We start from the raw sequence: 21,512 nt of genomic DNA, 5'->3' as shown, positions 1-21,512 counted from the left end.
CGCTACGGGACAACACCGACGCCGTCGCTCATTCTTTCGAGTGGCGGCGTCGCTGTTCGTCCTGGGTAGCCTGAGCGTACGGACCAGACTCACGTCCATGGGAGCACTCATGACCGCTGCGCCCGCGCACCGCTGGCCGGTGCCGCCGCGAGACGGCTACACCGTGGACGACCTGTTCACCCTGCCCGATCTCCCGCCGCACACCGAACTGATCGACGGGAGCCTGGTCTTCGTGAGTCCGCAACGGGATTTCCACAGCGTGGTGATCGACCTTCTCGTGAGCGGGCTGCGCCGGACAGCGCCGTCCGATTGGAAGGTGCGGCGCGAGATGACCGTGGAGATCGACAAGCGCAACGGACCCGAGCCGGACGTCTCCGTCGTCCGGGCCGAGGCCGTACAGCGCCGCGATCAGACGTACTTCCGTGTCGCGGACGTGACGCTGGCCGTCGAGGTGGTCTCGCCGGACTCCGAGGCGCGTGACTACGACACCAAGCCCCACAAGTACGCCGGTGCCGGGATCCCGCACTTCTGGCGCGTCGACATGGCCGGGACCGATGAGCGGGCCGTGGTCCACACCTTCGAACTCGACCCGCAGGCGCGGATCTACCGCTCCACCGGTGTCCACTCCGAGTGCCTCAAGCTCTCCGACCCCTTCGAGATCGACATCGACCTCACCGAGATCGACCGCATGTGATCGTTCGCCGGTCCGGCATGAAGGTGGGCAGGCCGGGGGATCGGATCGTGCCGGTTCAGAGAGGGTGCCGCACGGCTCTGTTCTCCGTGGATACGCGGCGGTAGCTTCCGCTCCGGAACCACGGAGTCATGAGGAGCGCCGATGCCCGAGCCCGGTCGGACACCCCGGCCCATCCCCACCGAGCAGCTGCACCTCGCGATGCCGCCGACCTTCGACTCGCCCGCCGAGGAGCGGCAGCACCGCAAGGAACGGCTCGCGGTCGCGCTCCGGATCCTCGGGCACCTCGGCTACGAAGAGGGCGTCGCGGGCCATGTCACCGTGCGGGACCCGGAGTTCGCCGATCATTTCTGGGTCAACCCTTTCGGTATGTCCTTCGACCATGTCACCGTCGGGGATCTGGTCCTTGCCGATGAGGACGGACAGGTTGTCGAAGGGCACCACCACGTCAACCAGGCGGCGTTCGCCATTCACTCGTCCGTGCACCGGGCCCGGCCGGACGTCGTGGCCGTCGCACACGCCCACTCCACGTACGGGCGCGCGCAGGCCGCACTGGGCGAGTTGCTCGAACCGATCACGCAGGACGTGTGCGCCTTCTACGAGGATCACGCGCTCTTCGACGAATACACCGGCGTCATCGTGGACGCGGGAGAGGCGCGGCGGATCGCCGCGGCCCTCGGTCCGCACAAGGCCGTCATCCTGCGCAATCACGGTCTCCTCACGGTCGGGGACTCCGTGGACGCGGCCGCGTGGTGGTTCATTACCATGGAGCGGTCCTGCCAGGTGCAGCTGACGGCGAAGGCAGCCGGGACGCCGGTTCTCATCGACCACCACAACGCCCTGCAGACCCGCGAACAGCTCGGAAACGATCTCGTGGCCTGGATCAACTACCAGGTTCTGTGGCAGCGGATCACCCATGGCGTCGCGGATCCCCTGCCCTGACAGCCCGGACGAATGCGGCACAATTCCCTCTCATCACACGGGCATTGCGGCGCGTGCAGCGAGAGAGGTGTTGTCCCATGGCCGTGGACTCGGCGAGAGACGGTGAGCCGGGAGGCGGTTCCGGCGCCACGGGTGCCACCGACGCCCCCGGCGGCAGCGGCGGCCGCCCGCCCACGGAGACGTCCGCCACGGCACCGGCCGCCACGGCGAAGGACCGCAAGGGGAGCGGGCGCACGGCCGCCCATCGGCACGGGAGCGACTGCACCTGCGGCGCATGCCCCGACTGTGCCCGCGAAGGCCACCGTCGCGCCGTGGCCGCGTTCGTGGCCAAGCGCGAGGAACTGGCCGCGGGCCGCGGCGTTCCCGGAGCGCTCGCGCACTCCACCGGCGCCTCCCGCCAGTGGGTCTCGGACGAGCTGACGCGTTCCGCCCGTACCGCCGCCGAGCTGGGGCGCGCGGAGGGCCGCGCCTGGCTGCGCCACGGGCGCGGTGCGCTGGCCGGGCCCCTGGTCGGCGAGGACAACCGGCTGTCCACCTCCCGTACGGTCGCCGCGTTGTGGACGCTGGTCTCCGTCGTCTCGGTGCTCGTCGTCGCCGCCGCCCTGGCCGTGACGGACGACCGGGCCCGGCTGCTCGACGGACTGCGGATCGGCCGCAGTGCCGGTCTGCTGGCCGTCGTCGCGCTGGCCTTCGTGGTGGCGGTGGCGGCGCGGGTGGTCGTGACCCTGCGGGTGCGGACCCAGCGGCTCCAGAAAGTGGCGGCGTCCCGGCCGCGCGCCGCCGATGTGCTCACGGACGACGCCGGCCGCGGCAGCCTCGCGGACGTGCAGTACGCGGCGGTGGCCGCCGGTGTGGCGGTGTTCGCGGCCGTGGCTCTCGTACGGGATCCGCAGCGGCTGCCGGATCTGCCGTTGGGGCTCGTCGCCCTCGCCTTCGTCTCCGCCCTCGCCTATCTCGCCGCAAAGCTGACGGACGGCGGGCGGCCCATCGTGCTGTCGGTCGTGCGGGCCCGGGAGGCGGGCGACCTCGACGGTCCCATCAGGGCGGGGGACGACATCGAGATCCGCGGCAGCGGCTTCGTGCCGCCGGGCGCGGACACGGCGGAGGCCCTCGCCCGAATGGTCGTACGCATCGGGACCGTTCATGTGCATGTGCCACTCGTGCCCGTGGCGGGCGGCTTCGGCAATCCGACGGATCTGACGCTCACCGTGCCCGTACCGGCGGAGGTCGAGCCGGGCCGCGTGGAGGTCCAGGTGGTCACGGCCACGGGCGCGGAGTCCAACCGCTGCCGGATCGATGTCGCGGACGGCTGACCTCGGTCGCGGAGACCCCTGACGGCCGGCTCCGAGGGCCGAATTCGCGGATTGCCGGCCCCGAACGCGCCGGCCGTGGGTTGTTGACCCCGAACGGCCGATTCGCGGACTGCGCCCCCGAACGGCCGACCTCGTGGCACCGCCCCGCCGCGAGTCCGGTTGATCAGGACTGGGACCGGTTGCCGCTGATGACCGCTGGTTGAACCCTCATCGAATCTCCTGCGTACCTCTCGCCGACACCACCCGTGTGCCGGAGAATCGAAAGCCGCGGGGGCCGACGATGAAGGGCGGACGGCATGGCTCATGGAGCACGCGTTGACCGGACTCGTACCGGTGGGCTGGGCGAGCCCGCCCCGACGTGGCGGGACTCCGCTTCCCGCTACGCCCTGCTCCCCTTGCGCATCTTTCTGGGCGTCACCTTCATCTATGCAGGTGTGGACAAGCTGACCGACTCGGCCTTCTTCGCCAGCAGCGGCAACGGTTCGATCGGTGACCTCTTGCGATCCGTACGCGACGGGGCGGCGATCCCCGCCATGGTCGACCTGGCGCTGAAGAGCCCGACGAACTTCGGCTACGCGATCGCCATCGGTGAGCTCGCGGTCGGTGTCGGCACGCTCTTCGGGCTCCTCGCCCGTCTGGCGGCCTTCGGCGGAGCGCTGATCTCCATGAGCCTGTGGCTCACGGTGAGCTGGCAGACCCACCCGTACTACTACGGCAACGACCTCATCTACATGATGGCGTGGATCCCGCTGATCTTCGCCGGGGCGCCGATGTTCTCCCTCGATTCCAGGCTGTCCTCGCGCCGTACGCGCTACGGCAGTCAGCTCTACGGCTAGAGCCCTGGGGGCCATTGGCGCTGAGGGTTCGCCGGGCGCGCCGCGGCGCTCCGCCCCCTCCGGGCTCCATGCGCCGGGCTCAATGTCCGGTCTCACGGGGGGTCGGGCTCAACGTCCGGTCTCACGGGGGGTCGGGCTCAAAGCGCCGGTCTCACAAGGGGTCGGGCTCAACGTCCGGTCTCACAAGGGGTCGGGCTCAAAGCGCCGGTCTCACAAGGGGTCGGGCTCAACGTCCGGTCTCACAAGGGGTCGGGCTCAGAGCGCCGGTCTCATGGCGTCGTCGTCACAGTGGTCGGTCTCATGGCGTCGGTCTCACTCCGCGGCCCCGCCCCCGTGCTCCTCCGTCCCGCCCCGGTCCCAGCGCCCGCTCCGCTCCGCTCCGCGCCGGAGGGCCGACCGTACGGCACCCGTGGCGCCCGCGAGTGACAGTCCGCCGACCACCACGGGGATCAGCGCCCAGGCCGGGACGGACCAGGCACCCGCCGCGTCCAGCGCGTAGACCAGACCCGCGGCCAGCAGAGCCAGGCCCGCAACCAGCTTGCCCGGTTCGAACTCATGGCGTCCCACGGCTCACCACCACCTGCCCCACGCCCGTCTTCAGGTCGAGATCGAGTGTGCCGCGCGCCTTCTGCCCCTCCGCGGGCGGGACCGTCCTGTGCTCGTCGATGCCCGGGGTGACGTCGACGTCCTCCCTCCGGTCGCCGGGGAGCCGCAGATCGCCCAGACCGATCTCGACGTCCAGTTCCACTCTGGCGTCCTCCGGCACGATGATCTTGAGCTGGCCCGCGCCCACGCTGGCCCGCGTCGAGACGGTCCGATGCGGGTCGAGTACCACCTTCGACAGGTCCAACGTCCCGACGCCCGTGCCCAGTTCGTACTCCGGTCGTACGTCGGAGACGGTGGCAGGCCTCCACTCCGTGCGCGCCCAGTCCGCCGTGACGCTCTTGGGCAGGGCCGCCGCGGCTGCGAGCAGACCGGCGGTCAGTACCGCCAGCACGATCGTCCCGCCGCCCGCCCGCCCGTAGAACGCGCTCACCACCAGGCCAAGTCCGAAGACGGCCAGAGCGCAGGCGAGTCCGGTCTGCAGGCTGGTGCCCAGCGGTTCGGCGTCCCAGGTGGCCGCGAGCCCCGTGGCGCATGCCGCCACCGCGAGCAGGAAGACCCATCCGCCGATCCACGGCCCGTGGCGCCGGGCGGGGCGGTATCCGGCTCCCCAGGCGGGCGCTGCCGTCGGCTCCTTGGCGTCCCACGCCAGGCCGTCGTCCGGACCCCACAGATAGCCGGTACCCGTGGTGCCGGCCGTACCGTCCTTGGTGATCGGGTCGCGCCACCACGAGGGCCCGCCCGGCGCGGGCGGGGCCTGGGTCTCCGGGGGCGCACCCCTCTGGCCGGTGACGGCCGTTGCCGTAGTTGCCTTACCGGTGCCGCCCGTGCCCGCTGTGGCCGTCCGGCTGCCCGAATCCACACCCGCCGCCGTGTCCGTCGTGCCCGGTTTCTGGCGCCGCCGCAACCAGTGGGTGCACCCCGCGAGAATGCCCAGCACCACCACAGAGAAGAACAGGCGCGTCGGGTGGCCGAGCGTCGCCAGCAGCAGACCGCAGCCCGCGACCGCACAGAGCACGGCGGCCAGCGCCTCGCCCTCCACGCGCCCGTAGAGCAGCCGTCGGCCCTCGTTCTCGTCCTCGCCCTCGCGGGGGATGAGCAGCCAGGCGACGGCGTACGCGATGAACCCGACGCCGCTCGCGAGCGCCGTCACGGCCAGCGCGACACGGAAGATGACCGGATCGACGTCGTAGGTCCGGCCGAGCCCGCCGCACACCCCACCGATCACCTTGGTGCCGCGGCTGCGGCGCAGCGGCGGCACCCCGTTGCCGTTGCCGCTGCCCGTTCGGCCTGTGGAGGTGTGGTGATCGGTCATGACTCCATGGTGACGGCGTTGTGACCCTGAGGACATCGGGCCCGACCCTGGTACGACCCTGAGATGTCCCCGGTGGGGACGCGGCAGGTGAACGCGGTTATCGTGGCGAGTCCATGGCACTGTCGGGTCCATGGCAGGCGGGGGAGCAAGGGGAGCGAAGAGGTGTCTGACGACACGGGGAGGGACGAGGGGCGGCTCGTCGCAAGCCGATACCGTCTGCTCGAACGGATCGGCCGCGGGGGCATGGGCACGGTCTGGCGGGCGGAGGACGAACTACTGGGCCGTCATGTGGCCCTGAAGAAACTGCACGTACCGCCGCATCTGGCGGACGACGAACGCGAGACGCTGTACGAGCGGACCCGCCGCGAGGCGCGCAGCGCGGCCCGTATCACGCACCAGAACGTGGTCGTCGTCCATGACGTCGTGAACGACGGCGGGCTGCCCTGCATCGTCATGGAGCACGTGCCGTCCCGGACGCTCGGCGACCTGCTCAAGCAGGACGGCCCCGTGACCCCGGACGAGGCGGCCCGGATCGGGCGGGGCATGATCGCGGCACTGCGCGCCGCGCACGCCGCGGGCGTCCTCCACCGCGACGTCAAGCCCGGCAATGTACTGCTGGGCGAGGACGGGCGCGTGGTGCTCACCGACTTCGGCATCGCCGTCGCCTCCGGCACGTCCACGCTGACCCGGACCGGCGAACTGGTCGGCTCGGTGGACTATGTCGCCCCCGAACGCGTCCGGGGCGGAACGCCGGGCCCCGCGTCCGACCTGTGGGCGCTGGGCGCGACGCTCTACCAAGCCCTGGAAGGGCGGCCGCCGTTCCGCAAGGACACCGCGATCGAGACGGCGTACTCCATCGCCGTCGACCCGCTGGAACCGCCGCTCAGGGCAGGCAGTCTGACTCCGCTCATCGAGCATCTGCTGTCCAAGGACCCCGAGGCGCGGCCCTCGGCGGAGACCGTCGAGTTGCGTCTGCGCGACCATGCGGCGGAGGCGGAGACGGCGTATGTAGACCGGGGACAGTTCCCGGATCAGGACGCCACGACCACCATGGGCCGGCTCGGCGGTCCGGGGACCGCTGCCGGGCGCAGCGACGACACCGGCCAGGGATTCGGTACGAACAGCCACGGCACGGGCGGATACGTCACCGGCACCGGCGGCCCCGGCACGGGCGGCTACGGTCCTGCGACCGGCGGCCCCGGCACGGGACAGGGCGCTGTCGGGGCGCACGGCCGGGCAGGCGTCTTCGGACCCGCAGAGGGCACGCAGGGCGCCGCCCCGTACGGCGGGTACTCCGGAGACACCCCCTCCGTGCCCACGCCTATGCCCGCCCCGTCGCCTGCTCCCCGCCGCAGGAAGAGCCGCGTCGTTCTCTGGACGGCCGTCGCCGTCGTCCTGGCCGGTGCGGTGGGCGGCTACGTCCTGTGGCCCAAGACGGGCTTCGGCCCCGACGCGTCGGCGGACCAGGGGCCCTCCGCGCCCACCGACGAGTCGCAGTCGAAGTCGGAGTCACCGTCGAAGCCGACGCCCAAGCCCTCGCCCCTGCCCGACGGCTACCGTCTCGTCAAGCACGAGAAGGAGGGTGTCTCCGTGCCCGTCCCGGACGGCTGGGACGAGACCGATGTGGACGACAGCCCCATCGCGTACGTCGACCCCAGCAGAACGGTCAGTCTCCGCATCAACGTCCTCGACTTCGCGACCACCAAACCTCTCCAGCACTGGAAGGACGACGAGGCCAAGTCACTGGCGGACGGCAATTTCCTCGACTACAAACAACTGCGCATGCAGTCCACGACGTTCCGGGACATGCCCGCCGCCATCTGGGAGTTCAACTTCACGGGGAAGAGGACGTTGCGGAGGTTTCGCGCGCTGGACCTGGGCTTCGGCGAACCCGGTGGCAAGGAGTACGCGGTCTACCTGTCCGCACCCGACGAGAACTGGGAAGAGAACAAGAAGATCTTCGACGACGTGCGCAACAGTCTGAAGATCCACGAGTGACCGGTGGCCGTACGGCACCGCGCCCTCGCCGGCGGGCCGCCGTACGGACGCACTCACGTGTCGGAGACCGATGAGTCCGATGCCGTCGCCGAGTCTGAACCGGTGGGAGGGGGACCGGTTCACTCGACGAGAGGCAGGACGAAATGACCCGTATCACGCTGACCACCTTTCTGTCCCTGGACGGGGTCATGCAGGCCCCCGGCGGGCCCGAGGAGGACACCAGCGGCGGCTTCGACCAGGGCGGCTGGCTCGTCCCGTTCTACGACGAGGACATGGGGCGTTACGTCGACGCCTGGTTCCGCGAGGCCGACGGCTTCCTCCTCGGCCGCAGGACGTACGAGATCTTCGCCTCCTACTGGCCGAACCAGACGGACCCCGACAACATCGTCGCGACCCAGCTCAACGCCCTTCCCAAGTACGTGGCCTCCACGACCCTGGAGAAGGCGGACTGGGAGAACTCGACGGTGATCGCCAACGACATCCCGGGGCGGGTCGCCGCGCTGAAAAAGGAGTCCGGCCGTGAGCTGCAGATCCACGGCAGCGGTGCGCTGGCCCGGTCGCTGATGGAGCACGACCTCATCGACGAGTACCGGCTCTGGATCTTCCCCGTCGTCCTCGGCAAGGGGCAGCGCCTCTTCGCCGACGGCGCGCTCCCCACGGCCATGAAGCTCAAGGAGGCGAGGACGACGAGCACGGGCGTGGTGGTCCAGATCTACGAATCGGCGGGCCGGCCGACGTACGGCTCGTTCATGGACTGAGAGTGCCGCTCGTAGTCACGAGGCGAGGTCTTCGTGTCCTGAGGCCCGCATTCGTTCTCGGATGCGGGCCTCGGCCTGGGGGAACGATCAGGGTCGACCCTGATGCCCGCCCCGGTGCGCCCGTGTGACGATCGGGGCATGACCGCCGCCGCCCGCGCCGGAGGCCCCTTCGTCCCGGCGCCCGACCCCGAGGAACCGGCTCCGCGCAAGCTCTACCGCAGCGCGGACGGCCGGATGCTGGGCGGCGTGGCGCGCGGTCTCGCGGGCCACCTCGGGCTGCCGGTCTCGTGGGTACGCATCGTCTTCCTGGCGCTGCTGCTGCTCGACGGCCTCGGCGCCCTGCTGTACGCGGGGTTCTGGTTCGCCGTACCGCTGGGCGTCGGGGGCGTCCAGGCCCCGCCCGCCGAGCCCGCGGGCCCGGACGGCCGCCGCCGGATCTTCGTCCGGAAGCCGGACAAGGGCCAGCTCTTCGCCCTGCTGGCCCTGATCGCGGGCATGGCGATCTTCATCGACAGCATCCAGCTCGGCCGCGCGGCCAACGCCTATATCTGGCCGGTCCTGCTGATAGGTGCCGGTGTCGCGCTCGTCTGGCGCCAGGCCGACAACGCCCGCCGCGAGCGCTGGGTGGCCGTCGGCCGAAGCAAGCGCGTCCAGGCCGTCGCCCGCAGCGCCGCCGGGGTTGCTCTGGTCTGCCTCGGCGTCACCGGCTTCATCGTGCTCCGCGGCTCGGCCCACCAGCTCGGCACCGTGCTCACCGCCGCGCTCGCCGTCCTGGTCGGCGTCATCCTCCTGGCGGGCCCCTACCTGGTACGGATGACGCAGGACCTCTCCGAGGAGCGGCTGATGCGCATCCGCGCCCAGGAGCGTGCCGAGGTCGCCGCCCACGTCCACGACTCCGTCCTGCACACGCTCACCCTCATCCAGCGCAACGCCGAGGACCCGAAGGAGGTCGCGCGGCTGGCCCGCGCCCAGGAGCGCGAGCTGCGCGCCTGGCTCTACAAACCGCAGGGCACGGGCAAGGACGAGGCCGCCGAGCCGGAGACCCTGGCGGAGGCCGTGCGGCGGACGGCCGCCGAGGTCGAGGACCACCACGGCGTACCGGTCGAGGTCGTCTGCGTCGGTGACTGCCCGCTCGACGAGAGGCTGACCGCCCAGCTCCAAGCGGCGCGCGAGGCGACGGTCAACGCCGCGAAGTACGGTGGCGAGGGCGGGCCCGTACAGGTCTACGCCGAGGTCGAGGGGCGTACGGTCTTCGTGTCCGTACGGGACCGCGGCCCCGGCTTCGACCTGGACGCCGTCCCGGAGGACCGGATGGGCGTCCGCGAATCGATCATCGGCAGAATGCAGCGCAACGGCGGGACCGCGAGGCTGCGTTCGGCGCCGGAGGGGGGCACGGTAGTGGAGCTGGAGATGGAGAGGGCTTCGTGATGACGGAAGAGGCAGAGAGCCGGAACCGGAGCGAGGCCGAGGCCGCCGCGGACGCGACCGGCCGCCGCGTACGGGTCGTGCTGGTCGACGACCACCGGATGTTCCGGACGGGAGTCCAGGCCGAGATCGGCCGCACGGACGAGACGGGCGTGGAGGTCGTCGGGGAGGCCGCTGACGTCGATCAGGCCGTCACCGTCATCACCGCGACCCGGCCGGAAGTCGTGCTCCTGGACGTCCATCTGCCGGGCGGCGGAGGCGTGGAGGTCCTGCGTCGCAGCGCGACGCTGATGGGCGACCCGGAGCAGCCGGTGCGCTTCCTCGCGCTCTCGGTCTCCGACGCCGCCGAGGACGTCATCGGCGTCATCCGCGGCGGGGCGCGCGGCTACGTCACCAAAACCATCACCGGCACGGACCTGGTGGACGCGATCTTCCGAGTCGCTGACGGCGACGCTGTCTTCTCGCCGCGCCTCGCGGGCTTCGTCCTCGACGCCTTCGCCTCGACGGACGCCCCGCCGGTCGACGAGGACCTGGACCGCCTCACCCAGCGCGAGCGCGAGGTCCTGCGCCTGATCGCGCGCGGGTACGCGTACAAGGAGATCGCCAAGCAGCTCTTCATCTCCGTGAAGACGGTCGAGTCCCATGTCTCGGCAGTTCTGCGCAAGCTCCAGCTCAGCAACCGCCATGAACTGACGCGTTGGGCCACGGCCCGCCGGCTCGTCTGACTCCTTCACCCCACCGGCCCGGCCGGGAGCTTCAGCGCGAACCACACGATCTTCCCGATGCCGCATGCGCGCGGGTGCGCGCCCCACTCGTCCGCTAGCGCGGCGACGAGCGCCAAGCCGCGTCCGCCCTCGTCCTCGGGCGACGCGATGCGGGGCTTCGGCAGCTCGCCGCTCGCGTCGGAGACCTCCACGCGAAGTACGCCGTCCCGCAGGATGCACCGGGCCCGCAGCTCCCGGCCCGGTGAAACGCGGGCGTGCGTACGGGCGTTGGTCATCAGGTCGCTCAGCAGTGGAACGGCCGTCTCGACCACACCGTCCGGGATCTTCCACGAGCGTGCCTGCTCGCGCAGCAGTTCCCGCGAGCGGCCCACGCTGCGCGAGTGGCGCGGCAGGCGCCATTCAATGTCCTTCGGTGGTGGGGGAGTTCCGTCGACCATGGCTCAAACGGTGCTGGCCAGGGCGTAGCCTCGGGAGTAACGACGCGGGTACGGTCCGTGGTGTACCCCGCGTGCACCGGGGGAGGCCGGGGGAGGCCAGGGGAGGCCGGGGGAGGCCGGGGGAGGCCGGGAGAGGTGGAGCGCGATGACGACGGGGAACTCCTCCCAGCCGCCCATGGCGTGGCGGTACTGCGGAAACCAGCTGAAGCTGTGGCGCACGAAGGCTGGTGTGACGCGGGAGAAGCTGGGCGAGGAAGCGGGTTACACGTACGAGGCCGTGAAGTCGAGGGAACAGGGCCGTCGGCGACCGACGCCTCGCCTCCTTCAGGTCGCGGATGAAATGTGCGGCGCGCAGGGGTTGTTGAACGCGGCGCAGGAGTATCTGAAGCCGGAGAGGTTTCCGGCCCCGCACGCATGAGTTCATGGCTGCCGAGTCCGAAGCGATCACGCTCATTGGTACGAGACGCTTCTCATCCCCGGCCTGCTCCAAACGGAGGAGTATGCGAGGGCGCTGATCGGAAACAGCTGCCCACCCCTCGACGGCGAGACGATTGAAGAACGCGTCGCAGCGCGAATGCAGCGCCAGGAGCGGCTGCGGACGAAGCCGACTGTCCTATTCGGCTTCGTCATTTACGAAGCCGCTCTCCGAACTCTCGTCGGAGGGCCTGAGTTGATGGGACAACAGTTGCGCCATTTGCTGAGAGCCAGGGAGTTGCGCAATGTGTGCATCCAAGTCCTTCCAGCAGGACGCAGCGCCTATCCCGCATTGAGTGGGCCTCTCGTGCTGCTGGAGACTGCGGAGCACGAACACTATGCCTACGTCGAGGGCCAAGAAACGGGTGCTCTTCACTCGGACCCCGCCAGGGTAAGTGCGCTCACACAACGGCATGGCATGATCCGCATGCAGGCTCTGAGTGCTGAGGAGTCAGCCCGGTTCATCGGCAAGTTGGCGGAGGAGCTATGAGCGACGAGCTGAAGTGGTTCAAGTCCAGCTACAGCGACGACCAGGGTGGCGCTTGCGTCGAGGTCGCCATCTCCTGGCGTAAGTCCAGCCACAGCGACTCCGAAGGCGGCGCGTGCCTCGAGGTGGCGGCCTGCCCCGGCACAGTGCACGTCCGGGACTCCAAGGACAGGACCGGCCCGCAGCTGGCCTTCACGCCCGCCGCCTGGGCGGAGTTCGTCGCGTTCGCGGCGCGGCAGCAGCTCCCGTAGGAACGGCCCCGGCGCATGCCGGTGCCCCGGCGGGCACGGCACGCTGCGGTGCCGGTCCCGGCCGGGGCGCTGGACTTGACGGGGTGCGATCACGCGTAGGTGACGCCCCCGGTAACCGTGGCGTTGCCACCCGGAGTGGTGACCGTAACGGTTGCGGGGCCGAGCGCGCCGGGCGGAGCGAGGCCGACCACAGTGGTTCCGCTGGGGTCGATGAACAGGACGGTGGCCGCGTTGCCGCCGATGTCGACCGTCGCACCGTTGAGGTTGGTTCCGGTGATGACGAAGGTCGTACCGCCCGAGGCGGCCAGAGTGGTCGGCGTGATGGCGGCGGGGGCGGGCGGAGCCGGCGGTGCAGTGTAGGTGAAGCCGCCGGGGACCGTGGCGCTGCCACCCGGGCCGGTGACCACGACGGGCTGGTTGCCCGCGGCACCGGCTGGGGTCACGCCGGTCAGCTGCGTTCCCGAAGGGTTGACGACGATGCTGGTTGCCGCGTTGCCGCCGATGTCGACCGTCGCACCCGTCAGGTTGGCCCCGAAGATGGTGAACGGGGTCCCGCCGGCGGTGGGTCCGGTTGACGGAACGATGGTCAGCGCGATGGGCGGCGTCGGGGGAGAGACGGTGTAGAGGAACGGGAAGGAGTTGCTGGGGCCGCTAGCGGTGTTGACCACGACCGGCACCGTGCCGGGAGTCACGCCCGCGGGCACCACCGCGCTGAGCAGGATGCCGGGGATGATCGGGGTGACCGAGGTGGCGGGGACCCCACCGAAGGTGACCGAGGTCGGGCTGTTCAGGCCGAAGCCGAACAGGAAGACGACGTTCCCTGCCCCTCCCTGGGCAGGTACGACGCCCAGGAGGAGGGGCACGTTGGGCAGCCCGGGGAAGGGCGGGAGCGGGGGAAACGGGAACCCCGGAATCGGGGGGAAGGGAAATGCGAGTTGGCTCTGTGCCGAGGACTGCATGGCGAATTGCCTCCAACTGGCGGGGGAGCAGGGCTCATTGACTGCCCCCGCCTCCGAGAGTGGGTCGTACTTTCACGCTAAGCAGACCCCCGGGTCAACGGGAGGCGTGAATTCACCAGGACGAGGCATTCGGTAAGACATGCGACTATACGAAGACGAGCTGCCGTGGAAATTTGTTCCACCCGCGCACGCCCGTGCCGCCGAATGTTTTTCACAGGTGTCTCTTGATGCCAACTGCTTTTACTTCCGGGCGAGTTGAGGGCAACAACGGCTGAATTGCGGGTCAATTGCGCGTTGTCGATCTCCCCGTAGCGCGGGCGGACCGATCGGGCGACGCCCCGCGGTGATCTCCCGACGGCGGTGCTAGGCCGGGCGCGTCGCGCCCGCGAACGGCATCTGGTCGATGGGTGCCACCCGCACCGGAGCCCCGGGGCGGGGGGCGTGGATCATGCGGTCGCCGCCGATGTAGAGCCCGACATGACTGACGCCGGAGTAGAAGAAGACCAGGTCGCCGGGGGCGAGTTGGGCCCGCGGGACGCGTCGGCCGGCGTTGATCTGGGTGTAGGTGGTGCGCGGCAGGGCCACCCCGGCGGCGCGCCAGGCGGCCTGTGTGAGGCCCGAGCAGTCGAAGCCGCTCGGACCTGTGGCGCCCCAGACGTACGGCTTGCCCAGAGCGCTCTGCGCGTACGCGACGGCTTGGGCGGCGCGGGCGTTGGGCGCACGGACCGGGCCGCGGGGGAAGGCGCGGCCTGCGCGGCCCGTGGTGGCGAGGCCGTCCGCGGCGTGGCCGTCCCGGCCGAGGATCTCGGCCCGCTGCGCCTCGGTCAGCCGGTCCAGCAGCCGCTCGGCATCACGGAGTTTGCGGTGGACGGTGCGCTTGTGTCCCAGCAACGCGGCTTGGTGGTCCTCGAGTTCGGCCAGCTTCCCCGAGGCCTCGCGCCGTACCTGCTCGATGGCACGGAGCTGCCGCTGGATGCCCGCGACGGCCGTGGCCTGGCGGCTCCCGGCCCGCTCGACTGCGGAAGCGCGGTCGAGATAGTCGTCGGGGGAGGAGGAGAGCGCGAGCTGAACCGCCGGGTCGATGCCCCCGGAGCGGTACTGGGACGTGGCGATCGAGCCGAGGGCGTTGCGCGAGGCGCTCAGTTTCTCGGTCCTGCGGGCCGCCTCGTCGCGGAGGCGGTCCAGGGACCGCTGCGCCGCGCGGGTCTTCTCCATCGCGCCGTTGTACTTCTCGGTGGCGAACTCGGCCTCGTGGTGGAGCCGGTCGACCTTCTCCTTCACCTGGGCCGGGGCCGGGTCCGCCTGGGCCGCTCCGTCGAGGGCGACTGAGCCCGCCGCGCCCGCGAGCGCGAACGTCGCGGCCGTACGGGCGGCGGTGCCGCCCGTGAGCGAGCCGATGAACGATCGCTGCCTGGGCTTCCTGTGCGAGGCCACGGCGGCCGTCACTTCCTTCCCCTGACTCTCCGGTGGCCTTGCGGAAGGGGCCGTTCCGGGGCGCCGCACGGGCACCTAGGGGGAGGACGCTAATCCGCCTCGTCGCGGCAGTGAGCCGGGATGACCGGGACTGAAACGTTTCGGTACGGCAGTGATCGTACGGTCCGGGTGATTTCCGCCGCCTATGGCCGTTCACGCTACGGGCATGACCGAAGCGGCAATTGGGGCTCACCCGAGCGGGAGCGGCTGCTATGGACCCGGCTAGGCTCCGCGCATGGACATAGCCATCAATGTCTTCGTCGGCCTGCACATCATCGGCATCGCGGCCCTGCTCGGCGGCTTCCTGTACCAGATGAAGGCGATGGGCGAGGGGACCCAGCGCTTCAGTTCCGGCATGCTGCACGGAGCGCTGACCATGCTCGTCACCGGAGTCGTGCTGGTGGGGCTGAACCAGGCCGACGACCAGGCGGTCAACAACGTCAAGATCGGCGTGAAGCTCGCCGTCCTGGTCGTCATCCTCGGTCTGGTCTATGTGAAGCGGGACGAGGAGAACGTCGAGAAGGGGGCCTTCGGAGCCGTCGGCCTGCTCACCCTGGCCAACATCTTCATCGCCGTTCTCTGGACCTGACGCGCAGCCGCGCGCCCTCCCCGCCCCGGGCCGCCCTCCAGCGCCGGATTGGTCCCGGCCCTCCGACGGGTGCCCCGCTTGGCGAGAGCACCGGCCGGAGGGCACGGGCGGCTTGTCACGCGGGCCGGACGCTGCCGTAGATCGGCATGTACGTGATGGCCTCGGTGCGGACGTTCGCACCCGGCTTCGGCGCGTGGATCATCTGCCCGTCGCCGATGTAGATGCCGACGTGGCTGATGTCGTCGTAGAAGAAGACGAGGTCCCCCCGCTGCAGATCCTCGGTCGCCACGCGCTGGCCGACCTTCACCTGGTCCCAGGTGGTGCGCGGCAGCGAGACCCCGGCGGCCTTCCAGGCGCCCTGGGTCAGTCCCGAGCAGTCGAAGGAATTCGGACCCGTCGCCCCCCACACGTACGGCTTGCCTATCTGCGCACGCGCGAAGGCGACCGCCTTCTCGGCCTTGACCGCGTAGGAGCCGGAGCTCTCGGACGAATCCGAGCCCTGCTCGGCCTCCTCCTGGCGCCGCTTCTCGGCCTGCTGCCGGGCCAGTTCCTCCGCCTTGCGCTGGGCCTCGGCCTTCTTTCTTCGCTCGATCGCCGCCAGCCGGGCCTTCTCCTCGGCCGTCAGCTTCGACAGCAGCTCACGCGCGTCCGCGAGCTTGCGCTGCACCGACTCCTTGGTGGTGCGGAGCTGCTTCTGCGATTCGGCCAGGCCCGCCAGGCTCTCCGTGGCCTCGGCCCGCTTCTTCGCCGCGGCCCGCTGCTGGGTTTGGAAGTCGTCGACCGCCTGCTTCTGCCGCCCGGTCATACGGGACATCAGGTGGTCCTGGTCGAAGTAGCTCTGCGGGTCGTCCGCGAGCAGCATCGTGGCCGTGGGGGCCATGCCGCCGTTGCGGTACTGGGTGGCCGCGAAGCTGCCGAGCAGCCGCCGCGCCTCGTTCAGCTTCTCCGTGCGCTCGGCGACGTCGTCGAGCAGCCGGTCGACTCTGGAGCGCTGCTGGTCGGTGCGCTCCTGGGCCTGGTTGTACTTCTGCGTGGCGCTGCCGGCCTGCCGGTAGAGCTCGTCCACCTTCTTCTGGACTTCCTCAATGCTCTGCTTCGGCTCGCCCGGAGCGGCCTGCGCACTCTGTGACAGCAGGCTGACCCCTGCGAGAGCCGCGGTCGTCAGCCCCACCGCCGCCCGGCCCGAGCCGGGTGACGCAAGGCCACGTGTCCGCAGTTTGCGGTGCGACGCCAAGGCGCGCGTCTCCTTCCGTTGACCGCTTACCGGGTTAGCTGTCGGGTTCGGGCGGACGGAAGGCTGCCCTACGGCTCCGCGCCGACGGACTGCAAATGCACGTGCGCGGGCCGATTCACCCCGGTGGGACGTGTGGGTCCCCGGCTCCGGATACCGCGGGAACGTCGGTCGGACATCCGCCGGGCAGCGCCGGATTCAGCGGAGGCTGCCCGTGCCGACGCGGGTCGTCGACGGGGGTTTCGGGCCGCCTGAGCGAGCACGGTAGCCAACGTCTGGGGCACCTGTGAAGGCTGATGTTCGATATGCCCGAAACCTTTTCGTGACCAATCCGGAGCGCGATCGTTTGGAACCGGATCGGGCCCTCGTACGTCCGAGGACCGGGAACCGGCGTGGGCTGTCGGTCGGGCGGCCTAGACTCGGGGAGCGATGAGCAGCCTCTTTGACGACAACTTCCTGGCGGGTCTCCAGCACCGCGGTCCGGGCCCCTCCGCCCACACGGGACACCCCGGACGCCACGGTGAGGAGCACCCGCCCCCGCCGCCCGAGGAGGGGGGAGCCGAGGAGATCCCCGCCGATCTCTTCGGCGGGCGCTTCGACGCCTCCGCGGAGGAGGAGGCCCGCGAGCGGTACTACCGCAACGGCGCGCACCGCCCCGTCGTGGACCCCGAAGCGCTGCTCGAGGGGCTGAACGAGCAGCAGCGTTCGGCCGTCGTCCACAGCGGCTCCCCGCTGCTCATCGTCGCCGGGGCCGGCTCGGGCAAGACCCGGGTGCTCACCCACCGCATCGCATATCTGCTGGGGGCCCGGCGGGTGCACCCGGGCCAGATCCTCGCGATCACCTTCACCAACAAGGCCGCGGGCGAGATGAAGGAGCGCGTGGAGCAACTCGTCGGCCCGCGCGCCAAGGCGATGTGGGTGTCCACCTTCCACAGCGCATGCGTCCGCATCCTCCGCCGCGAGAGCAAGAAGCTCGGCTTCACCTCCAGCTTCTCGATCTACGACGTGGCCGACTCCAAGCGCCTGATGTCGCTGGTCAGCCGCGACCTGGACCTCGACCCGAAGCGCTATCCGCCGAAGTCCTTCAGCGCGAAGATCTCCAACCTCAAGAACGAGCTCATCGACGAGGAGGACTTCGCGGGTCAGGCCTCCGACCACTTCGAGAAGACCCTCGCCGAGGCATACACGCTGTACCAGTCGCGACTGCGCGAGGCCAACGCGCTGGACTTCGACGACATCATCATGACCACCGTCCATCTGCTCCAGGCGTTCCCCGATGTCGCCGAGCACTACCGGCGGCGCTTCCGTCATGTGCTGGTGGACGAGTACCAGGACACCAACCACGCGCAGTACATGCTGGTGCGCGAGCTGGTGGGCACCGAGGAGACCGCGCCCGAGGACGGCGTGGGCGAGCTGTGCGTCGTCGGCGACGCAGACCAGTCGATCTACGCCTTCCGCGGCGCCACGATCCGCAACATCCTCCAGTTCGAAGAGGACTACCCCGACGCCACGACCATCCTGCTGGAGCAGAACTACCGCTCCACGCAGACGATCCTGTCCGCCGCGAACGCGGTCATCGAGCGCAACGCCGACCGCCGCCCCAAGAACCTCTGGACGGAGGCCGGGGCCGGTTCGGCCATCACCGGCTATGTCGCCGACACCGAGCACGACGAGGCGCAGTTCGTCGCCGACGAGATAGACCGTCTGACGGACGAGGGCGAGGCCAAGGCGGGGGACGTCGCCGTCTTCTACCGCACCAACGCCCAGTCCCGTGTCTTCGAGGAGATCTTCATCCGGGTCGGCCTGCCGTACAAGGTCGTCGGCGGCGTCCGCTTCTACGAGCGCCGAGAGGTCCGCGACGTCCTCGCCTATCTGCGGGTGCTCGCCAACCCCGAGGACACCGTGCCGCTGCGCCGGATCCTCAACGTCCCCAAGCGCGGCATCGGCGAGCGCGCGGAGGCGATGATCGAGGCGCTCGCGCTGCGCCAGAAGATCTCCTTCGCCCAGGCGCTGCGGCGGGTGGACGAGGCATACGGCATGGCCGCGCGCTCGGCCAACGCCGTCAAGCGGTTCAACACCCTGATGGAAGAGCTGCGGACGATCACCGAGTCCGGCGCCGGCCCCGCGACGATCCTGGAAGCCGTCCTGGAGCGCACCGGCTATCTGGCCGAACTCCAGGCGTCCACCGATCCCCAGGACGAGACACGGATCGAGAACCTCCAGGAACTCGCCGCCGTGGCGCTGGAGTTCGAACAGGAGCGCACCGAGGAGAACCCGGGCACCCTCGCCGAATTCCTCGAACAGGTCGCCCTGGTCGCCGACTCCGACCAGATCCCCGACGAGGACGAGGGCGAGGAGGGCACGGGCGTCATCACCCTGATGACCCTGCACACCGCCAAGGGCCTGGAGTTCCCCGTCGTCTTCCTGACGGGCATGGAGGACGGCGTCTTCCCGCACATGCGCGCCCTCGGCGACACCAAGGAACTGGAGGAGGAGCGGCGCCTGGCGTACGTCGGGATCACGCGTGCGCGGGAGCGGCTGTATCTGACACGCTCGACGATGCGCAGCGCGTGGGGCCAGCCGTCGTTCAACCCGCCGTCCCGCTTCCTGGAGGAGATCCCCCCGACGTACGTGGAGTGGCGCCGTACGGGCGGGACCACGCCCTCGGCCTCGGCGGCGGCCGGGGTGGGCGGCGCGCTGTCGGCCTCGCGCTCCCGGTCCGGGCCGAGCGGCTTCGCCACGCGCAGGGCGACGGACCGGCCGGTGATCTCGCTGGCGGTCGGCGACCGTGTCACGCACGACCAGTTCGGCCTGGGGACCGTGATGTCGGTGGCGGGCAGCGGGCACGACGCGAAGGCGACGATCGACTTCGGCGACGAGAAGCCGAAGGTTCTGCTGCTGCGGTACGCGCCGGTGGAGAAGCTCTGAGTCCCTCCGGTCGGTGGAGGCCCACAGGGGGCGAGGTTCCTTGGGAGGACGAGCCGCGGGGGCGGCGCCGCATACGTCCGGGGCCGTGTCCGTACACCCGCGTCGGTGGAGCCGAGTGGCCGGGAGTGCGAGGGGCCGAGGGCCGTGGAGCGAAGACCCCGGGTCTGTCAGGTGGGGTCGAGGCCCTGGCTGCGCAGCCAGGGCAGCGGGTCGACGGCGGAGCCGCCGCCGGGATGGACCTCGAAGTGCAGATGCGGGCCAGTGGAGTTGCCGGAGTTGCCCGAATAGGCGATCACGGTTCCCGCCTTCACCGTGCCGGAGCGGATCTTGGTGCTGCTGAGGTGGCAGTACCAGGTCTCGGTGCCGTCAGGGGCGGTGACTATGGCCATGTTGCCGTAGGAGGCGTCCCACTGGGTGCGCACGGTGCCGTCGGTGGCGGTCTTGACCGGGGTGCCGTAGCTCACCGGGAAGTCGATGCCGGTGTGCACGGACATCCAGTTGATGCCCGCCTGGCCGTAGTACGCGCTGATGCCGTCCTGCTCGACGGGGAGCGCGAACTTCGGTCGGAGCGCCTCCTTGCGCGCTGCCTCCGCCTCCTTGCGCTTCTTCTCCTCGAGCCGGCGCTGCTTGAGGTCGAGACGCTCCTGGGTGCGGCTGGCGCGGTCGGCGAAGTCATCGGCGTCCGCGGTGAGGGTCGCGAGCTGGCTGTCGAGCTTGCTGTTGACCGCCGCCGGCTTCACGGACGACGGGTCCGGCGCCGCCTGCGTGGTCTCTGCCCCGTCGGTGCCGCCGCTGACCGACGCCGCGGCGATCCCGGCGACGCCCATCACTGCTACGGACGGGACGGCGACGGTGAGCAACGCGGAGCGGCGGGCGGGCGTGCGCCGCCGGCCGCGGGCGGCGGGGGTGCGGCGCTGCACAGGAACGGTGGCGACGCCGTGGCCGCCCTGGATCCCGTCGGCAGCGTGCCCGGCCCGGGGATCGTGCGCGCTTGCGGGCCCTCCGTCGGTGTCCGCGGAGGCGTCGTCGAAGTCGGCCTCATCGTGGCCGGTTTCGGGTGACTCGTACCTCTGCTCGTCCAACGTCTCGAAAACGGCGGTCCGTTCCGCCTCACCGTCCTGCGGAGCCGTGTCGTACGACTCGTGGACGGCGTAGGGCGCTCCGGCATAGGGCTCCTCGGCGGCCGCAGCGAAGGCGGAGGTGTCCCAGGTGCCGGTGTGGGCCGTGGTGTCCCACTGCGTGGCGTCGTACTGGCCGGGGTCCTGCGTGAGGTCCTGCTGCGTGAAGTCCTGCTGGGTGAAGTCGTGCTGGGTGAAGTTGTGCTGCGAGAGGTCCTGCTGGGCGAACTCCTGCGCACCGAAGTCGTAGGAGCCGGTTGCCCAGGCGCCGGTGTCCTGGCCCGGTTCGGGCGCATGGCCCTGGTCGGCCACGTGGCCCTGCTCGGTGGCGTGGAGGGCGTCGGCGCTCGCGTCGAAGGACTCGACGGTCGCGGGGCCGCTCTGGTGCGGAATGGTGCTGCCGCCCCACGCGGAAGTGTCGTAACTGCCGGTCTCGTGCGGCGTGCCCCCATAGGCCCCGTACGTGTCGTAACCACCCATCGACATGCCACACTGCGAGGTGTCGTACTGGCCCGAGTCGTAGGTACTCGTCTCGAAGGCGCCAGTGGTGTACGCGTCGTTGCCGTGCGAGCTGTTGCCGTGCGAGCCGTTGCCGTACGAGCCGGGCAGCGCGCCGAAGAGCGGGTCACTGTCGTCGTAGGCGGCGGTCAGGCTGTCGAAGGTACCGGTGGAATATCCGTCGTACCCGGCATGGCCGTTGAAGGCCCCTTGCTGGTCGTACGAGACGTAGTGCCCGTACGAGGCGTCGGGAGCATGGGCGGTCGGGGCGGAGTTGCCCGACGGGTGACGGTCGTTCACCACCAACTTCTCTTTCGCCTCGACAGCAGGAGCCGGGGGTCTGGGGACTCCCCAGGGCGGTGCAGTGCGGTGACTGTACCCGGCGGTATGCGGCGCCGACAATCTTCGGCAGGTTTCCGCTTCCCAAGGAACGGGCATTTGGCCGCCTTTCGGCAGTCTGC

At 70.4% G+C, this 21,512-nt stretch carries 19 protein-coding genes, 1 pseudogene and 1 riboswitch; of the genes and pseudogenes, 13 read left to right on the top strand and 7 right to left on the bottom strand.

Annotated elements, in window-relative coordinates; all coding sequences use genetic code 11:
- Positions 1-97: 97 nt before the first annotated feature.
- From AB0M26_RS11615 to AB0M26_RS11600, 4 genes are all read left to right on the top strand, one after another.
- Positions 98-694, top strand: coding sequence for a Uma2 family endonuclease (locus AB0M26_RS11615; RefSeq protein WP_365258331.1), 597 nt, complete (start codon positions 98-100; stop codon positions 692-694).
- Positions 695-835: 141 nt separating this feature from the next.
- Complete coding sequence (locus AB0M26_RS11610; protein ID WP_365258328.1) at positions 836-1,633, top strand: class II aldolase/adducin family protein; 798 nt, start codon at positions 836-838, stop codon at positions 1,631-1,633.
- A gap of 77 nt (positions 1,634-1,710) precedes the next feature.
- Positions 1,711-2,946: a hypothetical protein gene (locus AB0M26_RS11605; RefSeq protein ID WP_365258325.1), complete on the top strand. Its 1,236-nt coding sequence runs from the start codon at positions 1,711-1,713 to the stop codon at positions 2,944-2,946.
- Between the two features lie 296 nt (positions 2,947-3,242).
- Positions 3,243-3,782 carry a DoxX family protein gene (locus tag AB0M26_RS11600; RefSeq protein WP_365258323.1) on the top strand — a complete coding sequence of 180 codons (540 nt, stop codon included), beginning with the start codon at positions 3,243-3,245 and terminating at the stop codon, positions 3,780-3,782.
- Between the two features lie 312 nt (positions 3,783-4,094).
- Here the strand turns inward: AB0M26_RS11600 and AB0M26_RS11595 are convergent, their stop codons facing one another.
- Both AB0M26_RS11595 and AB0M26_RS11590 read right to left on the bottom strand, forming a co-directional pair.
- Positions 4,095-4,349 (bottom strand): hypothetical protein, encoded by a 255-nt coding sequence (locus AB0M26_RS11595; RefSeq protein ID WP_365258320.1) that lies wholly within the window; start codon positions 4,347-4,349, stop codon positions 4,095-4,097.
- Positions 4,336-5,700 (bottom strand): PspC domain-containing protein, encoded by a 1,365-nt coding sequence (locus tag AB0M26_RS11590; protein ID WP_365258317.1) that lies wholly within the window; start codon positions 5,698-5,700, stop codon positions 4,336-4,338. The genes AB0M26_RS11595 and AB0M26_RS11590 overlap by 14 nt, the downstream gene beginning before the upstream one ends.
- A 243-nt stretch (positions 5,701-5,943) precedes the next feature.
- Here AB0M26_RS11590 and AB0M26_RS11585 point away from each other — a divergent pair, with 243 nt between their 5' ends.
- The 4 genes from AB0M26_RS11585 to AB0M26_RS11570 all read left to right on the top strand — a co-directional run bounded on the left by AB0M26_RS11585 (position 5,944) and on the right by AB0M26_RS11570 (position 10,606).
- The gene (locus tag AB0M26_RS11585; RefSeq protein ID WP_365258623.1) at positions 5,944-7,698 is read left to right on the top strand and encodes a serine/threonine-protein kinase; all 1,755 of its coding nucleotides are present in this window, start codon (positions 5,944-5,946) and stop codon (positions 7,696-7,698) included.
- Positions 7,699-7,841: 143 nt separating this feature from the next.
- On the top strand, positions 7,842-8,456 hold the full coding sequence (locus AB0M26_RS11580; RefSeq protein ID WP_365258314.1) for a dihydrofolate reductase family protein: 615 nt from the start codon (positions 7,842-7,844) through the stop codon (positions 8,454-8,456).
- Between the two features lie 138 nt (positions 8,457-8,594).
- The gene (locus AB0M26_RS11575; RefSeq protein ID WP_365258311.1) at positions 8,595-9,884 is read left to right on the top strand and encodes a PspC domain-containing protein; all 1,290 of its coding nucleotides are present in this window, start codon (positions 8,595-8,597) and stop codon (positions 9,882-9,884) included.
- Positions 9,884-10,606 carry a response regulator transcription factor gene (locus AB0M26_RS11570; protein ID WP_365258308.1) on the top strand — a complete coding sequence of 241 codons (723 nt, stop codon included), beginning with the start codon at positions 9,884-9,886 and terminating at the stop codon, positions 10,604-10,606. The genes AB0M26_RS11575 and AB0M26_RS11570 overlap by 1 nt, the downstream gene beginning before the upstream one ends.
- A gap of 5 nt (positions 10,607-10,611) precedes the next feature.
- Here the strand turns inward: AB0M26_RS11570 and AB0M26_RS11565 are convergent, their stop codons facing one another.
- Positions 10,612-11,043, bottom strand: a complete 432-nt coding sequence (locus AB0M26_RS11565) for an ATP-binding protein (RefSeq protein WP_365258305.1) — start codon at positions 11,041-11,043, stop codon at positions 10,612-10,614.
- A gap of 145 nt (positions 11,044-11,188) precedes the next feature.
- On the opposite strand from AB0M26_RS11565, the gene AB0M26_RS11560 reads away from it, so the two are divergent.
- From AB0M26_RS11560 to AB0M26_RS11550, 3 genes and pseudogenes are all read left to right on the top strand, one after another.
- A complete protein-coding gene (locus AB0M26_RS11560) occupies positions 11,189-11,461 on the top strand; it encodes a helix-turn-helix transcriptional regulator (protein ID WP_365258302.1) in 273 nt (90 codons plus the stop codon).
- A 30-nt stretch (positions 11,462-11,491) separates the two neighbouring features.
- Positions 11,492-12,007, top strand: a pseudogene (locus AB0M26_RS11555) (DUF5753 domain-containing protein); the annotation flags it as partial.
- Positions 12,004-12,255 carry a DUF397 domain-containing protein gene (locus AB0M26_RS11550; protein ID WP_365258299.1) on the top strand — a complete coding sequence of 84 codons (252 nt, stop codon included), beginning with the start codon at positions 12,004-12,006 and terminating at the stop codon, positions 12,253-12,255. The pseudogene AB0M26_RS11555 and the gene AB0M26_RS11550, both read left to right, overlap by 4 nt.
- 89 nt (positions 12,256-12,344) lie before the next feature.
- Here the strand turns inward: AB0M26_RS11550 and AB0M26_RS11545 are convergent, their stop codons facing one another.
- Entirely contained in the window at positions 12,345-13,118 is a 774-nt protein-coding gene (locus tag AB0M26_RS11545) for an IPT/TIG domain-containing protein (RefSeq protein ID WP_365258296.1), read from the bottom strand.
- A gap of 459 nt (positions 13,119-13,577) precedes the next feature.
- Positions 13,578-14,648 (bottom strand): C40 family peptidase, encoded by a 1,071-nt coding sequence (locus AB0M26_RS11540; RefSeq protein ID WP_365258293.1) that lies wholly within the window; start codon positions 14,646-14,648, stop codon positions 13,578-13,580.
- Between the two features lie 274 nt (positions 14,649-14,922).
- Here AB0M26_RS11540 and AB0M26_RS11535 point away from each other — a divergent pair, with 274 nt between their 5' ends.
- Entirely contained in the window at positions 14,923-15,276 is a 354-nt protein-coding gene (locus AB0M26_RS11535; protein ID WP_365258290.1) for a hypothetical protein, read from the top strand.
- A gap of 115 nt (positions 15,277-15,391) precedes the next feature.
- On the opposite strand, the gene AB0M26_RS11530 is transcribed toward AB0M26_RS11535, so the two are convergent.
- On the bottom strand, positions 15,392-16,510 hold the full coding sequence (locus AB0M26_RS11530) for an NlpC/P60 family protein (RefSeq protein WP_365258287.1): 1,119 nt from the start codon (positions 16,508-16,510) through the stop codon (positions 15,392-15,394).
- A gap of 7 nt (positions 16,511-16,517) precedes the next feature.
- Positions 16,518-16,678, bottom strand: a riboswitch (cyclic di-AMP (ydaO/yuaA leader).
- A 258-nt stretch (positions 16,679-16,936) separates the two neighbouring features.
- Here AB0M26_RS11530 and pcrA point away from each other — a divergent pair.
- A complete protein-coding gene (gene pcrA, locus AB0M26_RS11525) occupies positions 16,937-19,435 on the top strand; it encodes a DNA helicase PcrA (protein ID WP_365258284.1) in 2,499 nt (832 codons plus the stop codon).
- A gap of 167 nt (positions 19,436-19,602) precedes the next feature.
- Here pcrA and AB0M26_RS11520 read toward each other — a convergent pair whose 3' ends face one another.
- On the bottom strand, positions 19,603-21,351 hold the full coding sequence (locus AB0M26_RS11520) for a M23 family metallopeptidase (RefSeq protein WP_365258281.1): 1,749 nt from the start codon (positions 21,349-21,351) through the stop codon (positions 19,603-19,605).
- Positions 21,352-21,512: the final 161 nt, after the last annotated feature.

Origin of the sequence: Streptomyces sp. NPDC051776, from assembly GCF_040681345.1 — a bacterium.
Taxonomy (GTDB): Bacteria; Actinomycetota; Actinomycetes; order Streptomycetales; family Streptomycetaceae; genus Streptomyces.
The sequence above is the reverse complement of the archived record's forward strand: the minus strand, read 5'-3'. Positions and strand labels throughout refer to the sequence as shown.

What these genes read in the sequence shown, in the direction of transcription:
- AB0M26_RS11615 (WP_365258331.1), top strand. Translation starts at nt 98, where the DNA reads ATGGGAGCACTCATGACCGCTGCGCCCGCGCACCGCTGGCCGGTGCCG.
- AB0M26_RS11610 (WP_365258328.1), top strand. Translation starts at nt 836, where the DNA reads ATGCCCGAGCCCGGTCGGACACCCCGGCCCATCCCCACCGAGCAGCTG.
- AB0M26_RS11605 (WP_365258325.1), top strand. Translation starts at nt 1,711, where the DNA reads ATGGCCGTGGACTCGGCGAGAGACGGTGAGCCGGGAGGCGGTTCCGGC.
- AB0M26_RS11600 (WP_365258323.1), top strand. Translation starts at nt 3,243, where the DNA reads ATGGCTCATGGAGCACGCGTTGACCGGACTCGTACCGGTGGGCTGGGC.
- AB0M26_RS11590 (WP_365258317.1), bottom strand. Translation starts at nt 5,700, where the DNA reads ATGACCGATCACCACACCTCCACAGGCCGAACGGGCAGCGGCAACGGC.
- AB0M26_RS11585 (WP_365258623.1), top strand. Translation starts at nt 5,944, where the DNA reads ATGGGCACGGTCTGGCGGGCGGAGGACGAACTACTGGGCCGTCATGTG.
- AB0M26_RS11580 (WP_365258314.1), top strand. Translation starts at nt 7,842, where the DNA reads ATGACCCGTATCACGCTGACCACCTTTCTGTCCCTGGACGGGGTCATG.
- AB0M26_RS11575 (WP_365258311.1), top strand. Translation starts at nt 8,595, where the DNA reads ATGACCGCCGCCGCCCGCGCCGGAGGCCCCTTCGTCCCGGCGCCCGAC.
- AB0M26_RS11570 (WP_365258308.1), top strand. Translation starts at nt 9,884, where the DNA reads ATGACGGAAGAGGCAGAGAGCCGGAACCGGAGCGAGGCCGAGGCCGCC.
- AB0M26_RS11565 (WP_365258305.1), bottom strand. Translation starts at nt 11,043, where the DNA reads ATGGTCGACGGAACTCCCCCACCACCGAAGGACATTGAATGGCGCCTG.
- AB0M26_RS11560 (WP_365258302.1), top strand. Translation starts at nt 11,189, where the DNA reads ATGACGACGGGGAACTCCTCCCAGCCGCCCATGGCGTGGCGGTACTGC.
- AB0M26_RS11550 (WP_365258299.1), top strand. Translation starts at nt 12,004, where the DNA reads ATGAGCGACGAGCTGAAGTGGTTCAAGTCCAGCTACAGCGACGACCAG.
- AB0M26_RS11535 (WP_365258290.1), top strand. Translation starts at nt 14,923, where the DNA reads ATGGACATAGCCATCAATGTCTTCGTCGGCCTGCACATCATCGGCATC.
- pcrA (WP_365258284.1), top strand. Translation starts at nt 16,937, where the DNA reads ATGAGCAGCCTCTTTGACGACAACTTCCTGGCGGGTCTCCAGCACCGC.